This window comes from Blastopirellula marina (assembly GCF_002967765.1).
Lineage (GTDB): Bacteria > Planctomycetota > Planctomycetia > Pirellulales > Pirellulaceae > Bremerella > Bremerella marina_A.
Genome location: NZ_PUHY01000010.1, coordinates 651,861 through 667,538, shown reverse-complemented (window position 1 = coordinate 667,538; position 15,678 = coordinate 651,861). Strand labels below are relative to the sequence as shown.

General features: G+C 54.4%; 15 protein-coding genes. 3 read left to right on the top strand and 12 right to left on the bottom strand.

The genetic code is table 11. The features are described 5' to 3' along the window. Positions 1-12 precede the first annotated feature (12 nt). The 3 genes from C5Y83_RS13810 to mutM form a co-directional block, all read right to left on the bottom strand. Complete coding sequence (locus C5Y83_RS13810; RefSeq protein ID WP_105330315.1) at positions 13-1,419, bottom strand: DUF1570 domain-containing protein; 1,407 nt, start codon at positions 1,417-1,419, stop codon at positions 13-15. Positions 1,420-1,430: 11 nt separating this feature from the next. After that, entirely contained in the window at positions 1,431-2,453 is a 1,023-nt protein-coding gene (locus C5Y83_RS13805) for a DUF3500 domain-containing protein (RefSeq protein WP_105330314.1), read from the bottom strand. Positions 2,454-2,550: 97 nt separating this feature from the next. Beyond that, positions 2,551-3,390 (bottom strand): bifunctional DNA-formamidopyrimidine glycosylase/DNA-(apurinic or apyrimidinic site) lyase, encoded by an 840-nt coding sequence (mutM, locus tag C5Y83_RS13800; RefSeq protein WP_105330313.1) that lies wholly within the window; start codon positions 3,388-3,390, stop codon positions 2,551-2,553. Between the two features lie 172 nt (positions 3,391-3,562). Here mutM and trpB point away from each other — a divergent pair, with 172 nt between their 5' ends. Next, the gene (gene trpB / locus C5Y83_RS13795) at positions 3,563-4,777 is read left to right on the top strand and encodes a tryptophan synthase subunit beta (protein WP_233207219.1); all 1,215 of its coding nucleotides are present in this window, start codon (positions 3,563-3,565) and stop codon (positions 4,775-4,777) included. A gap of 106 nt (positions 4,778-4,883) precedes the next feature. After that, positions 4,884-5,687, top strand: coding sequence for a tryptophan synthase subunit alpha (gene trpA / locus C5Y83_RS13790; RefSeq protein ID WP_105330311.1), 804 nt, complete (start codon positions 4,884-4,886; stop codon positions 5,685-5,687). Positions 5,688-5,691: 4 nt separating this feature from the next. On the opposite strand, the gene C5Y83_RS13785 is transcribed toward trpA, so the two are convergent. Further along, a complete protein-coding gene (locus tag C5Y83_RS13785) occupies positions 5,692-6,423 on the bottom strand; it encodes a DUF4272 domain-containing protein (RefSeq protein ID WP_105330310.1) in 732 nt (243 codons plus the stop codon). Between the two features lie 469 nt (positions 6,424-6,892). Here C5Y83_RS13785 and C5Y83_RS13780 point away from each other — a divergent pair, with 469 nt between their 5' ends. After that, positions 6,893-7,432 carry a hypothetical protein gene (locus C5Y83_RS13780; protein WP_105330309.1) on the top strand — a complete coding sequence of 180 codons (540 nt, stop codon included), beginning with the start codon at positions 6,893-6,895 and terminating at the stop codon, positions 7,430-7,432. A 16-nt stretch (positions 7,433-7,448) separates the two neighbouring features. Here C5Y83_RS13780 and C5Y83_RS13775 read toward each other — a convergent pair whose 3' ends face one another. The 8 genes from C5Y83_RS13775 to trpE form a co-directional block, all read right to left on the bottom strand. Beyond that, positions 7,449-7,676, bottom strand: coding sequence for a hypothetical protein (locus C5Y83_RS13775; RefSeq protein WP_105330308.1), 228 nt, complete (start codon positions 7,674-7,676; stop codon positions 7,449-7,451). A gap of 39 nt (positions 7,677-7,715) precedes the next feature. After that, positions 7,716-8,201: an LURP-one-related/scramblase family protein gene (locus tag C5Y83_RS13770; RefSeq protein WP_105330307.1), complete on the bottom strand. Its 486-nt coding sequence runs from the start codon at positions 8,199-8,201 to the stop codon at positions 7,716-7,718. A 43-nt stretch (positions 8,202-8,244) separates the two neighbouring features. Continuing rightward, the gene (locus C5Y83_RS13765; RefSeq protein ID WP_105330306.1) at positions 8,245-9,171 is read right to left on the bottom strand and encodes an ABC transporter ATP-binding protein; all 927 of its coding nucleotides are present in this window, start codon (positions 9,169-9,171) and stop codon (positions 8,245-8,247) included. Positions 9,172-9,215: 44 nt separating this feature from the next. Next, positions 9,216-11,873, bottom strand: coding sequence for a hypothetical protein (locus tag C5Y83_RS13760; RefSeq protein WP_105330305.1), 2,658 nt, complete (start codon positions 11,871-11,873; stop codon positions 9,216-9,218). A 137-nt stretch (positions 11,874-12,010) separates the two neighbouring features. Continuing rightward, positions 12,011-12,619, bottom strand: coding sequence for an NTP transferase domain-containing protein (locus C5Y83_RS13755; RefSeq protein ID WP_105330304.1), 609 nt, complete (start codon positions 12,617-12,619; stop codon positions 12,011-12,013). Further along, entirely contained in the window at positions 12,616-13,668 is a 1,053-nt protein-coding gene (locus tag C5Y83_RS13750) for an XdhC family protein (RefSeq protein WP_105330303.1), read from the bottom strand. The genes C5Y83_RS13755 and C5Y83_RS13750 overlap by 4 nt, the downstream gene beginning before the upstream one ends. Before the next feature lie 6 nt (positions 13,669-13,674). Then, positions 13,675-13,983: a putative quinol monooxygenase gene (locus tag C5Y83_RS13745; RefSeq protein ID WP_105330302.1), complete on the bottom strand. Its 309-nt coding sequence runs from the start codon at positions 13,981-13,983 to the stop codon at positions 13,675-13,677. A 111-nt stretch (positions 13,984-14,094) separates the two neighbouring features. Beyond that, entirely contained in the window at positions 14,095-15,609 is a 1,515-nt protein-coding gene (gene trpE / locus C5Y83_RS13740; RefSeq protein WP_105330301.1) for an anthranilate synthase component I, read from the bottom strand. Between the last annotated feature and the right edge of the window lie 69 nt (positions 15,610-15,678).

Genomic DNA, 15,678 nt, shown 5'->3' with positions numbered 1-15,678 from the left:
TGCCGGAAATGCTTACGGTCGTAACTGAAGCATGAAATCTACCCAGCTAGATTGCAGGCGAGAAACGGGCTCGCCAAAGGTCTCTTCGATGGAAGCTTCGGGAGTGCCGCGGCGATGAACGTAGCGTTCGAGCCGCTCGGACGTGAAGAGGTCTTTCTGAAATACCAAGTACCAAGCCAATCCCCACGCGACATCGTAGTCGAGCTGGCTGCGATGAAGATTCTCGAACAGTAGAAAGCTGCCCGCCTCGGTCTGAAGCATTCGCTGCAGGCATAATCCGTGGTCTCGTTCGATCCGTGCTTTGAGCTCATCCAATAGCTGCTTCGGAGGTTGATCGATTCGAAAGCTACCATTCTCGAATTGAGCATGCTCGAACAATTGGGCCAGGCCTTCATTTAGCCAGACCGGCACCTCGAACTGATCTTGAGGAAAGAGGAAGTTTTCGACGTATGCGTGAAACGACTCGTGACAAAGGTGCTGTGTCGTTTGCTCGACAAGTGCTTGGAGCATCGATTGATTGCGGCGATTGGTCGTTTGGATTTGGGCCTGTTTCTTTCGATAGTCACGTTGCCACGCCTCGCGTCGCGCCTGGACCTCTATCGTTATATCGTTGGATGACCAACCCATTTCCTTGAGCTGTTTGGCCAAGTGGTTGAGTGTCTTGGGAAGTTCCTTTTCTGCTGTTTGCCACTGCTGAAGGATCTTATCGTGCTGTTGGTCAATCAGCAGCAACCGTTTTTGAAACGCTCCGAGATCGGTGCCAATTAGGACCTGATTTGTATGCGGGACGTAGACCGCCGGGTTATTAATTTGAAGGCCGATGCGGCGGAGGTAAGCGGAGTAGTGATCGATCGAACCAAACAGAATGATTTGAATCGGACCTTCGGGTGTGCGTTCCGGCGGCATCCAATGCTCGAATGCTTGGAAGATTTGATCGATGCGGACTGCCAGCGTTCGTGTGAGATCCTCTTGAAGAGGGCTGGTAAGGACGAAGTGGTCACTGGTGTATTGCCAAACGTCATTCGATTCAAGAATGCCCGACTTCACTTGAACCAGTTTTACCGAATCCTTCTCGGCGGCACGAATTTGGGTGCGATTGCGAAGATGGTCGACTAGTACGCTCAATTGCTCGCGATCGGTACCGCTAATCTGCTCGACATTGGCGACGCGATCGGGCGAGACCGTGTGGATCACGGCAAACATCGGCTTGCCTGGCGGGCGATTGATTTCCAGGAACTCGACCTTTCGCTGCGATTGTTCCAGCAGCATGCCACTCCACTGCGATCCATCTTTCAGGTGCAGATGATCTGTCGCCAGGTCTTGTAATGGACCAGGCGGTTGAGCCCAAAGCGGCAAGGCCAAGCATAGCATTGCCGCCCAGGTGATGATTGAAAAGACCGAGACTTTCGTCACCGTCATAAACCTATCTGTTACGCGGTGTTCGTCGGAACGTCCGGCGAATCGGCAACATTGACCCAGCAGTGAACATGGGGATTGCCGCGGAAGTACCAAACAAAGCTGGGGCCTTCGAGACGCCAGTTATCGTACACTTTGTCCTTGCCGAGGTCGCCATCTTCGTAGAAGGCCAAGTGACAGGCATCGAGGCCGCCGTTTTTGTTCAGGCAAGCGACGACTTCGTCCTGATCGCTTTGACGATACGGTTCGATCAGAACTTTCAGCGTATCTTGCACGGCCGACTTCTGATCGCTCGATAGATCGCCCACTTTGATGCCAGAGAACTTTCCTTCAGGCCCCTGGAAGGCAACCTTTTGCTCTATCGGACTCTTCTTGACCAGAGCGATTTCTTGCTGTTTACCATCCAGGATCTCGTAGACCTTGTTGGCTGCTTTCGCTTGATGCCAGAAAACATTGCCTGGGTGGTTGGGCTTCTCGTTAAAGCTTTGTGCCGCGTGACCGTAGAAGATCGGTCCACCGAACGCGACATGTTCGGCTGAGTTGCCATCGCATCGCATCGTCATGTGACGTCCAGTAATTACCAGCTCAAACTTGCCTTCGCCCGGCTTGCCGAAGATAGCAATGTTCTGTTGCTTACCAAAGCCGCCAGCGTCGTCTTTTAATTGCTGATCGAACTTCTCGACCCAATCTGGATTGACGATTCCGACAAAGATCTGGCGAACCAGCTCCTTCTGATCGCTGGTGAAGTAGTTGCTATCGATTGTCTGATCGGTGATGTGCCAGTTGTTCTCAACATGGTTCCGAAGCTTACCCAACAGAGGGTCTTCGTAATCCCAATCGAAAGCGAGGTCTTTTTTCTGCTTGTCCGAAAGCGATTCATACAGCACTTTGACCAGGGATTCTGGCTGCGAAGTCTTGGCCACTTCATCGGCAGCGAACAGCGAGGAACCACCCAAGGCAAGTCCGGCCGTTGTGGCCGCGGCGGTGGTTAGGAATTCACGACGGGTAGGTGGGACGAAAGGAATACGATTCGTCATCGAGGGGCCTCCGGAAAGGGGCAATAGGTGAGAAGTGCACTGCCCTTTATTTAACCGAACGCCGACCGGGAAAACAATCGAAATGTTACTTTGCGCGCTACTTGCTCTTCTGGCAGCGAGGACAATGGAAAGTTGCTCGCTGAGCTTGCACCGTGCGAACAATTGTCGCCTTGCCGCATGACCTGCAAACTTCCCCTTCTTTAGCGTACACGCGATGATGATTCTGGTAGCTGCCAGATTGGTTCAGGGCGTTGCGATAGGTCCCGTCATTTAGCGTCGAGCCTTCGTACTGAATGGCCTCTAATAGAATCTCACGCATGCAAGCATGAATTCGATTCCAAGCTTGGGGCGAAAGTTCATTGCAGGGGCGGGCCGGATTGATTTTGGCGACATGTAAGATCTCGGAAGCGTATAGATTGCCGATTCCCGCCACTTTCTTTTGGTCGAGAAGAGCTACCTTGATCGGCTGTCGAGTGGCGGCGAACTTGGCTCGAAAGTCGGTCGCGGCGATATCTAATGCGTCCGGCCCAAGGCGGCCGAGATGGAACTCCTGCTCGAACTCCTTTTCCGAGAACCACCGAACCGATCCCAGCCCGCGACGGTCCCAGTAAAGAAGCTCGGTATGAGGAGCCCCACTAATGGTGAGGCGAACTCGCAGATGTTCGACACTCGGAGGGTCTGAAATCAGGACCAGGCCGGTCATTCGTGGCTCGAACATTAAGCGAGATTGATCGTCCAGGACCAGCAAAACCCGCTTACCTAGGCGATCGATCCGCTCGATCGTGCGGCCTGCTAGGGTGGTGCGAAGCTTACGGACACTTGGCGTGATGCCAATTGGACGGCGCTCGCAGGGCAGTTTTTCGAAAGTTTCGATCCGACCGCCGACCAGGCCCAACACGCCGCGGCGCATCGTTTCGACTTCAGGAAGTTCCGGCAATGAGGTGTCTCCATGGATGTTAACGCGGATCGCGTGACGCTCGCGTCCACTTGACCCCCTTAAGAGTTGCCCGGATACTCAAAGGTTTATCACGCAGGCACCTGCGTCGCATTAGGGGGACGATTCCTCTGGCGGCGCGACGTTTGAAAAATCGTGACACATGGAACCGCCGATGGAAAGTCTAGGTACCGCCAGTCATAACGTTCCCGATGCTGCTGGCCGTTTTGGTCCGTTCGGGGGGCGTTACGTTCCCGAGACGTTGACCCAAGCCCTCGATCAACTGACCGAAGAGTATGAAAAGGCGGTCAAAGATCCCAGCTTCTTCGCTGAGCTCAAGGATCTGCTGCGGGACTTTGTGGGCCGCCCTTCCCCGTTCTATCACGCTCGTCGTTTGACCGAGCAGTGTGGTGGTGCTCAGATCTGGCTGAAGCGGGAAGATACCAATCATACCGGCGCTCATAAAATCAACAACACGCTCGGTCAGGCTCTGCTGACGCTGCGGATGGGTAAGAAGCGTGTGATCGCCGAGACCGGCGCCGGACAGCATGGCGTGGCGACCGCGACCGCGTGTGCCCATTTCGGGATCCCCTGTGTCGTTTACATGGGTGAAGAAGATATCCGCCGCCAAGCACCTAACGTCTTTAGCATGAAACTGCTCGGAGCCGAAGTTCGCCCGGTGACCACCGGTTCGCGAACGTTGCGAGATGCGATCAACGAAGCAATGCGAGACTGGATGGCATCGGTCGAGGATACGCATTACATCTTGGGAAGTGTGGTTGGTCCTCATCCGTTCCCGCGCATCGTGCGTGATTTCCAAGCGGTAATTGGTGAGGAAGCTCGTGCCCAAAGTTTGGAACGCCTCGGCAAGCTGCCTAACAAGGTCGTTGCTTGTGTCGGTGGCGGAAGCAACGCGGCCGGAATGTTCTATCCATTTGTGGAAGACACAGACGTTGAACTCGTCGGTGTGGAAGCTGGTGGACGCGGTCCCAAGGCAGGCGATCACGCTTCGCCACTGACCTACGGCGAACCTGGCGTGCTGCACGGTAGCTATAGCTTTGTGATGCAAGACGAAGATGGACAGACTTGCGACGTCCATTCGATGTCGGCTGGTCTCGATTATCCAGGCGTCGGTCCAGAGCATAGCTACTGGAAGGCAACCGGTCGGGTTGAGTACACGTGCTGTGAAGATGCCGACGCGATGACGGGGTTCGATGCCCTGGCCGCGACCGAAGGTATTTTGCCGGCATTGGAATCATCTCACGCCGTTTCCAAGGCGATGGAACTGGCCGCAAAGATGCCGAAGGATCAAGTTGTGCTCGTTTGTCTTTCCGGACGTGGAGACAAAGACGCCGCGGAAATCGCTCGTCTTAAAGGCGTGAAGTATTAGTGGAATCGCCGAAGTATCGGCATCCTCCTTTCTGGTCCACTTTCTTCTGAGTGAGAGAGGTTTCGAAGTGGCACCCCAACAATCCAACCTGGAAGGCTAGTCGTCGATGTCCGCAGTTGATCGTGCGTTTGAAGCTTTGCGTCAGCAAAACAAGAAGGCTCTGGTACCATTTGTGACCGCCGGTGATCCTTCGCTCGAGATTACCGCTGCCGCACTTCAGGAATTGGGCAAACGTGGGGCGACGGTATGCGAAGTTGGGATACCCTACAGCGATCCAATCGCCGATGGCCCGGTGATTCAAGCTTCGTACACGCGGGCACTCGACAAGAAGATCAAGCTGAAAACGATCCTCGACACGATCGGCCAGGTCACGCCCAGCTTGCCCTGCCCAGTGGTCACGATGATCAGCTACGCGATCATTCATCGCCATGGACCTGAGAAGTACCTGGACATCGCCCAGGCCGCCGGCGTCAGCGGTGCGATCGTGCCTGACCTTCTGGTGGAAGAATCGGAGAAGTTCGCGGAGCTTTGCAAAGAGCGGGACTTCAGCCTGATTCAATTGATCACGCCGACCACGTCGAAAGAACGTGCCAAACGAATTCTCGAAACGTCGACTGGCTTCGTCTATTATGTATCAGTCGCCGGTATCACCGGAGAGCGAACCGAGTTGCCTCCGACGATCGTCGAGAATGTGAACTGGCTGAAGAGTCAGACCGACTTGCCAATCTGCATCGGCTTCGGGATCAACAAGCCAGAGCACATCCACATGCTTAAAGATGCCTGCGACGGTGTGATCGTTGGTTCGGCGATCGTTCGCCGCTTGTGCGAAGCAGAAAGTAAGCCGGTCGCCGAAGTCATTCAAGGTGTGGGCGATTATGCCGACACACTTCTGGATGCTTTGAACGGCTAACGCCTCACGTCGATGTATCGACCTCTGAATAAATCTCGTGCCAGCCGTTGAGCCAATTGATTGCCTTGTGGCGTTCCATGGCGATGCTGCTGCATAGCTGAACTTCTTCCGGAGGTGCTTTGGCAATCGGTTGCCCGTTGATCGCCAAGTCGTCTTCCTCAAAGGGAACCCCGCTTAGGTCGATGGGGCCAAACCAGGCAGTCTCCAGGAACTCGCGGAAGTTCATCGCTTCGGGGCGGATCGAAAAGTCACGCAACCGCCAGTGCAAAGAAAGTTGGACGGCGCAAAACTTCTCGAGTTCTTCTGACGGACGAAGTTGAAGTTGGTCAGCCTTCGCCAACGCATCGTCCGCCAAGAAGAAGATCGAATCGGTGGCTTCTTTCGGATGGGACATCTGATCGTGAGGAGGCAATTCGAATGCCCCTAATGCCCAGGCCAAGACAGCCAGTCCTTCGCTGCGCCAGGTGCCGTTAATGATGGCTTGCTCGGTGATGGTTCCGATGTCGCTTTCGATCAACCCCCATTCGTCTGGCTCGAACTCGTCTTGCAAATCGATGACATCGACCCAGTTCAAAATCCTCGACTGGCCAGTTGCAGCTTCGGAAAGGTCGTCGTACTTCTCCAGAAACGAGCGATAGATCACGCAACTAAGTGCCCAAGCCCGACGTCGCACTCGCTCAGCCGTTGGTGGGTCGTATTCGATATCTTCGTCTTCCAGGTCATCGTATTCATTCATGCGAAATGCCTTACAAGTCGGAGAGAAGAATGATTCGCGGACGTCATTTTAGGGAACGCGTGTCAGGCGATTCAACAAGTAAACAACGTGAGCCGCGAGCTCTTTCTTCGAGAGGCTGTAGCCTTGGTAGTGGGACGCGCGATTTAGGTGCGATGTGCGTGTATTCGCTGGCCAACGAAAAATCTTGGAGAGATTTCCACCTTTCAGGTGGCTAAAACGTATAATTGAGTAAGTAAACGTGCTGATCTTGACTCGAACTATTAGCCGTAATTAATGTAGCCATAGAGCGATTCCCGGGTTGGCCGTTTCCGACGTCGAGCTTGGTGAATTTGCCCCATCATGCGTGTGGACTCAACTTGACCAGCGGGCAACGATGATCTCTTGATCCTCGCGTCGTGTGGCAGGAGTGATCCTTTTGCCGGCTGGGTTTTGCTGACCGACTTCAAAGTACGGGAGGGGAACCTTCTTTATGCACGCCGACAATGATTCAACACCGATGCACCGCTTCTTCGCGGGCATTACCGAGCAGACGTTCCATAGCCAACTGGGTGTTCCAGATACTGATCTGATCGACTACCTGACCGGCCTACTGACCCGCTTTATTCGCAGTGATATGGTCTTCAAAGTGCGAAGCCTAACCGGCAAACCACTGACCGAAGTGGCCGATATGCTGATCGAGGCGGAAGCCAGAATCGGTGCCGCGAAGCGATCTGTCCACCAGCATGTAGGCGACTTTTTGCTGTTCTGGAGTGGCGTTTATCCAGAGAGCTTGGCCCGCATGCAGCGAAGTGATCGTAAGGATCACCTGCTCAATTACTGGGCCGAAGGCAAGCGAGCCTACTCGAAGGCCAGCGAACTTTCTGCCGAAGAGGAATCTGGCAGCGAAGCAGAACTGCTAAGCAAGCTGAGTCACGAGTTCGAGCTATGTGCTTATGGCCTGGGTGAAGTTCGCCGTGAGTGGGAACGACGTGACCAACAAGGTGACTCACGGCCGATTATTTTGATGTAGCCACGTCGTGAGGCGGCTAATCCTTGGAACCAGAATCTTCGTTTCGCCACGCCGTAAGAAGCTGGCGAATGATTCCTAAGAGAAACATTGACCAGAAAATCACCGACACAATAGCCACGACGGCAAGTGAAAACCATCCTAGCCAGTCGTCACGTCGTGCGAACGGTATGGCCAGACCTACGGCGATTCCTCCACCGAGAATTATCAGCATTGGTCCCATTGGGCGAGTCATCGGAGGTGTCATTAAGATCTCCTGGTTGTCGCATATCGATCGGCAATTAACCTAATCGCTTCTTTGGTCTTCCAGGATCTGGTCGATCACGATGCAGGCACAAAGGATCGTGACGTCGTCTTCTCCGTCGATCGTTTCGATCCCGTAGCTGTCGGTCCACGACCAGTACGCTTTCGAGACATTCGCAACAGTGCTGCCTTTACGAAGAAAATCGTAGTCGTGTTGCCAAAAGCTTCCGTCGATCGTGTAGTCGTTTGGGCCAGGCACATCGAGCGTGAATTTTTGATTGAACCAGGTAAACTCCTTGCGCATCTCGGCGAAGAGCTTGCCATGACGATAGATTTCGTAGCACGGCATCCACGAGAGTAGCCGCTGCTTTATATGCGCGAGCTCATTTCCCTCTAAGTCGCGGAATGAGAGTTGGTCGCCCCAGGAAAAGACTTTTCCAACGATTTCAAAAACGGGATCATGGTATTCGTTGTAAACGTAATACTGATCTCCCCAAGACCAAAAGCGTTCCTTGATGACGTAGCGCAAGAGACTTTCTGTGGTGCGTAGAGTTGTTTGAATTGAGAATGGCTTACGTTACCAAACCCTTGGTGACCATCATGAAAACGTCCTCCAAGGTTGGGTCTTTTTCCGCGAAGGTTCGCACATTCACTTGATTGTCGACCAACTTCTTCAACAAGGCTGCAATGCCTTGGTCGTCGGTTTGAAGTTCGCAGGTAACCTGACCACGGTCGACATCGACATCCACACACTCGGGCATGCTACGAATAATCGAGAGGCCAGCGTCCATACCGTCGACGAACTTGATGTTGATGATGCGGTTCTTGCGAATACGACGATAGACGTCTTCGATGCTACCACTCATTAGCAGTTCGCCTCGCTCGACGATTCCGATTGACGTACAGCAGTCCGCTAGTTCAGTCAGAATGTGGCTAGAAATCAGGATCGTTTTGCCCATCTTGCGAAGCTCTTTCAGCAAAGCTTTCACTTCCAAGCGGGCACGTGGATCAAGGCCACTCGCCGGTTCGTCCAAGATAAGGACCGGCGGATCATGCACCAGCGTCTTGGCCAAACAAAGCCGCTGCTTCATTCCGCGAGACAAGCCGTTCACAAAGTCGTTTCGTTTGTGCGTCAGGTCCAGCAGTTCCAGCACATCGGTGATCACCGCTTTGCGGCGATGACGCGGAATCTTGTAGGCAACGGCGAAGAAGTCGAGGAACTCCCACACCTTCATGCCGTCGTACACGCCGAAGTTGTCCGGCATGTATCCCACACTATGCCGGACATCCATCGGCTGCTGGGCAACGTTGAAGCCGTTGACGAACCCTTCACCACGCGAAGCTTTAAGTAATGTGGCCAGGAAGCGAATGCTGGTACTCTTACCGGCACCATTGGGGCCGATAAAGCCAAACATTTCGCCGGCTTCGATTTTCAAGTTCAAGCATTTGACCGCAGTGAAATCGCCGTAGTCTTTGCCGAAATCAATTAGTTCAATCATCGCGTGCACATCCTGAGGGCGGCGGAAATCGTGGTCGGTATACTCTAGTTAGTGGCTTCTTCTAACAGATCCAATTCATAGGCCTGCATCTGGGCTGGTTCCTGACCGCCGACACGCCGTGTGTTCAAGTCGGCCTGAGGTGTCGGGAATTCCGCATACGAAAGGTGACCGAGCACCATCGTACGAATCGTCCGCTGACTGGAAGCGGGCGAAATGGTCAACCCCGGCATGTCCTCATCGGTCCAACCAATCAGTCGCGTCTCACCGGGGCCAAGGTGTCGGGCGTCTTTGACTGTGTTGAGAAGGTGACGCAGGTTCACCTCACCGGTAGTGCGGTCCAAGCTGAGCACTGGGGAATCCAGCCACTCTTGGAACAGTTGCCACTCGTCGAATGGTTTGGTGAATTGGACGACTTGCTGAGAATCTGGTTCTAGATCGCCGAGCCATGCGACTTCGATCTTGGAAGTTTCAGCGTTGCGCCGAATGATCCCGACATCGTGCAAAGTTTGTGTCGAGCCGTACGTGAGCTGGTCTTTGCCTTCCTCGTTCAATTTCCACTGGAAAACCGGTTGGGAGGAAGAAGACATGAAGTACTCGCTGTGAACCATCGTCGATGAGTTTGAAGCTACCTGGAGGCCCGACAGTTGGATGTCGCCCCCTTCTTGATGGTAGTGCACTTCGCTGAACCCGCTGTTGAAACGGCGTGATTGATTGCTTTGGGCGTCCTGCGAACGACCAAACGGCAAGGCAACCGCCGTCGACTCGGTAAACGTCATGTCGTACGACGTACTCAGCGAGGTGTAGAGCGACGTATAGCGGGTCAAGTGTGCCCGATGGTAGTTCGGCTGAACTTCCATGAACGCAATTTCGGTTCGGCTGCGAGCGAATCCAATATCGAGCTCCGCGAGCTTGATCACAAACAACGCTCCGAAGATCGCGATGATCGGCGCCGCGATCCAGGCCCATTCCACGCGGCCGATCAGCCAGAACACAAACCAGTTAAGCGGAACCAAGACAAGTAAATAGCCAGCGGTGACTCGCAGCACGAAGTTACCATTGGGAATCGAAATACCGGCCGCATCTCGCAAACATTCACGAGCTGCCGCCGAGATTCCACTCTTATCGTTCCAGCCAGCCATGCCAGACTGGTCGTCGTAGCTGAAGCCAGAGTAGCGGTTATTTGAATCACTGACCTGCATCGCGTTTCGCAAGTCTCGTTCTTCTTGCAATTCATATTCGCGTTGTCGCCTCGTATCCTCGATGTCGTCCTCTTCAAGATCGACGACCGTTGGATTGAGAGTCGCCAAGAGCTTGGCGTCGCGCTGTTGATAGATCGATAGATTGTTGCCTAAGTCGCGGCTCATGAAGCGGAGCGACGTAACTCGGCGAGGGTCGTTAAACGCCTCGCGATCGGCCCACATCGTGACGATTTCCGCCGTGCCGTTGCTGTCCTTGAAGTCACGAGCTGGTCGACGAAGCAACACGGCATTGAAGAACGTGTCGAAGTTTTTCCAGTTGCGAGAGACATCGGGAGCACGCAGTTGAAAGGCCGTCACAGCAATCCGACCACGGCCCACATGACGCTCGGCCACTAAATCACCAGTCTTGGGGACATATTGCGCATCGGGATGCAATTTGAGATCAACGCCACGCAATGCACCACCTGGGAGTTCGATTTCGTATCGGTAGTTATTCAAGACGCCCTGTTCCCAGATTCTTTCTTCCTTCACAAACGCTTCGTTGATCTCCTTGAAGCGATCCGCTTCCAGTTCGATGCTGCCGGTATCCTCGGCGGGTAAGTAATCGGCCAGGAAGCTCAGCTTCAATTGGTTCAAGGAATCGGGCCCACTGATGATCAGTTGACCGCCATAGTGCAACCAGTCGACCATCGCTTGCTGCTGCTCCAAGGAGAGCAAGCTCGGATCGATGTCGTCCCAAATGACATAGGCGATAGAGGTCCAAGCCATCGAGTTTTCTGGCACCGAAACTCGATCGATCACCTTCGGTAAGATCAATCGATAATGCGGTGCCATCTCTTCGGCCGAGTTCAAATCGTGCAGCGGACGTATCACGTCGGTCGCTTCCAGAAACTGGTACGAATCGGCCGATGACGAAAGGGCGACCATGAAGTACTCTTGCTTGTGCATGCGAGTCGTCGCCAAACGTTCAACCAATACGGGACGGCCCCCGCCGGAAGGTCGCAGGTCGCAAGCAAACATCCGTGTTGCCGTTGTGTTTTGATTGAACAGCGGCGGATAGAAGAGCACGTCCGACCAGCGATCTTGCCCTTTAGGCAATGCAATTGGGCGTGTCGACGAGAAGTAGTAATCGGTATCGCGAATCGGTACCGGCACGTTTTGCGAAACGGTGTAGGCGTACAACTCGCCGCGGAAGTCAAAGTTGTTGGCCTTCATCTGGGTGCTGACGTTCGTCCAGTGACCTGGCTTTACGCGGTTAAGCCGCGTCTTGCGATCGTCGGAAGGAAGAACATTCAGCTTGGGGGGCTCGAAGTCTTCTTTGGTTTCTTCCTTCTCGAGTCGCTTCTGGCGTTCTTCAACGGTTTCCGCCCCTTCAAAACAACCCGAGCAGCCAGTTGTGGCCAACATGCCGAACAGGAGAAAGAAGGTGAGCCACTTGCTGCGCATAGGGGAAGCGAGCAACGGTGTGAATTCGTTTCGCGCCGAGTCGGTTTTCAGTGCCATGCTTGAGAGGTCTTCAGCCGCCGATATGAGGAGTCTGTTACGTCGAGCCAAATTCCGCTCGCGTCAGGCGTTATTTCATCCTCGTAGCGTAGGAAAGTTAAGGGTGCGAAGCAAGCAGAACGCCAAGTTCCTTTACGTTACCGTTCGTAACGCTCACGTAAATCCTGAAGTTCCTGTGGTGTATTGGCATCTTTGCCGAGCTCACTGACCGGAACTTCCTGAAGCAAATTTTGCCTAAAAAGGGACTTAATTCCTTCGTCGGAAGCGAGACGAAACACCCCCTCAGAAAGTTTCCAGGGAAAAAGAGCCGGGTGCCCCCGCTGGTCGCCACACACCGGCACCAAGATATTCTTGGGAAACTTTGCCTGCTGGGCCAAGATTGCGTCGATGGTCGTTGGTGATAGCGTCGGCATGTCAGCGGGGGCAACCAGCCAGAAGTCTTCCTGATTGGGCTGAAAGGTTTCAGCGATCTTGGCCAAGCCAAGCTGAACAGTGCCTTTCATGTCGGGGGGAACGCTTTCGGCCGGGACGATCTCGATTGACTTTTCAGCAAGAAGGTGTCGCAGGTCGGCTCGCTGAGCCGGAATAACTACTAAGATGTGATCGACCTGGGAGGCCAGCCAAGCTTCGATCACGGTTTCGAGAATGGTCGAGTTCTGCCATGGGAGCGTCAGCTTGTCGGTCCCCATTCGCCGGCTTTGGCCGCATGCTGGGACGATCGCAAAGCTGCGGCCTGCCCCATTCATGTCGTCGCTCGGCTGCGATGAGCAATCAATTGGGCGACAATGCTGATTGCGATTTCTTCGACCGTACGGGAACCAATATCAAGGCCGACCGGAGCGTGCACCTGATCGAGCTTCTCTTGCGGAATCCCTTTCTCCAGCAAGTCGTCATAAATCATCCGCACTTTTCGTTTGCTACCGATCATGCCGAGGTAGGCGAATTTTCGCTGAACCAAATGATAAAGGGCCATTTCGTCATGTTGATGCCCGCGTGTGACGACCAATCCGTATGCTTGCTCGCTGAGTTCAATCTGCGGAAGCACATTTAACATTGGGCCGGCAATGCGGCCGACGGCGTCAGGAAACCTTTCAAGGCTGACCGCTTCCTCTCGATCGTCGACCACGGTGACGTCGAAATCAACCTTCGCGGCGAGCCGCGCGACCGCTTTACCGACGTGACCGCCACCAATGATGAGAAGCTCGCAGCGCGGTAATATCGGTAGGAACAGGACGTTGTTCACTCGATAGCTAAGTGGGCGTTCCGCCAGAGAGCGTAGATGCTCGGCAGCCACTTCTGCGGCGGCCGCTCGAAGGCTCGCTTCGCCGCACTGGGCTAAAGACTTTCCGGCTGATGAGATCCAATGCATGCCGAAGCTTGGCCCCGACTCAGACTCTCTCGGCAGAGTGGCAATCACGAAGGTGCCACCCACATTGTTAGTGATGGCATCAAGAATCGCCTGGAAGAATCTCACATCACCACCAGCCGCCAGAGGTTGGATTAATACCTCCATTCGGCCACCACAGATTAGACCGTCGTCCCAGCCGTAATCGTGGTCAAGGACAAAACTGCTGACGGTCCCCTGCCCTGTTTCCAGGTGGGCAATCGCCAGGCGTTTGACTTCTGCTTCCACGCAGCCGCCACCCAGCGTCCCCACTTGCTGACCGCCAGCGTAAACCAACATCGCGGCGCCCGCCTTTTGGGGCGTGGAACCGCGGGTGTCGATCAATTGACAATAGGCGACCGATTTCCCGGTCGGTACGTCCGCAACCAGAGCTGTTAGGACGTCGCGCATGTCGCGTTAGGCTGGGCTGAGAACTTGGATCTTGGTATCCGTGACGATGTCCTTCACCTTTTCGCGATAGTCGTCCATGTGCGGTGCGGCCAAGTGAGCGTGTAATGCTTCGACCGATTCCCAAGCTTCGACCACTGTCACGACGTTATCACGAGGACCAATTTGGACGTCGAGTTTGGCGTCGACATCGATGGCTGGGCCGTAACTGATGCAGCCATCTTCTTCCAAAACCAAGGGAACCAGATTGTGGAAGTGTTCCAGGAATTTGTCGCGAGTACCTTCGGCGACTTCAATAGTGGCGATAACGTGAATCATGGTGCGCAATGGACTAAGCCCCGTTCATGGTAAAGGATCGTGGAACCTGTGTTCCGGTATCCATTCATTTTGGCACGTTGCCGCCAAGTGGAAAACCCGCCACCCGTCTTGCTACTTGCCCTTGGCAGCTGCAGCCGAACGCTTCTCGGTGATCTCGATCGCTTTGAGAATCCCTCGAGCCTTGTTGAGCGTTTCCTGGTATTCCATCTGCGGATCGCTATCGGCCACGATGCCGGCGCCCGCTTGCACGTAAGCCGTTCCGTCTTGAATGACGATCGTCCGTAACGCGATGCAGGTATCCATGTTGCCGCCGTAATCGATGTAGCCAACCGCCCCTGCGTAAGGACCGCGGCGATGTGGTTCGATCTCGTCGATGATTTCCATCGCCCGAACCTTGGGAGCCCCTGAAACCGTTCCTGCCGGTAAGCAGGCGGCGAGGGCGTCAAACGCATCTTTGTTCTCCGGAAGTTCTCCGGTGACATTCGAGGTGATATGCATCACGTGGCTGTAGCGTTCGATTGCCATCACATCGGAAAGCTGCACGCTGCGATACTTCGCGACGCGGCCCACATCGTTGCGGCCTAAATCAACGAGCATCACATGTTCAGCCCGTTCTTTGGGATCGGCCAGCAGTTCTTCGGCCAGCTTCAGGTCCTCGGCCTCGGTCAAGCCTCGCGGTCGCGTTCCGGCGAGTGGCCGTACCGTCACCACGCCGTCCATCACGCGGACCATGATCTCGGGCGAACTGCCAACCAGCGTCGTTTCAGGCGTGCGCAGGAAGAACATGAACGGACTTGGATTCACGATTCGCAGCGTTCGGTAAATCTCGAATGGATCACTTTCGATGTCAACCGCCAGACGCTGGCTGAACACCACTTGGAAGATGTCGCCTGCTTCAATGTACTCAACACACTTGCGGACGGCCGCCTCGAAGTCCTCTTGGGTGAAGTTCGAGCGATACCCAATCGTCGGCACGCCAGCCAGGTCGATATCGGTAGGCGTAAGGGTTGGATCGTGCTTGGTTAGCTGAGCCACGATCGCGTCGGCCTGACGACATGCGGCTTCGTAAATCGCCTTGTGATCGTTGTCTTGCCCTTCAGGACACTTGGCCATCACGATGACGTAAGCAATCTTGCTGACGTTATCAAAGACGATCAGATTGTTGTAGAAACCAAATGAAAGATCGGGGAGTTCCCGATCGTCCTCTGGGGCGTTGGGCAGATTCTCAACGTAGCGAACCACATCGTAGCCGGCATAGCCGATCGCCCCACCATTGAATGGAGGAAGTCCCTCAATGTGGGCCACTTTGCCAGTATCAAGCCGCTTTCGCAGTTCTTCCAGCGGGTTAGCACAAGTGAACGTTTCACTTCCCTCTGGACGGGAAACCGTGACCTGGTCGCGGGTCGCACTGAGATGATATTCGGGATGGATACCAATAAAGGAGTATCGACCGACCTTTTCCCCCCCGACGACACTTTCAAACAGGCAAGCCGGCTGGCCGTCGTCCAGTTTGTGAAAGGCGGAAACAGGAGTCATCGAATCGCTGATCAAGCGTCGATAAACGGGAATAATTTCAAACTTGCCTGCGAGCTTCTCGAACTCGGTGAATTCAGGGAGGTACGGCATAAATCAGGTGTCTGCCAGGGGAACCACGAAGCCAACATGTCGGAGGAGACGCGTGAGCACTCGTAAATG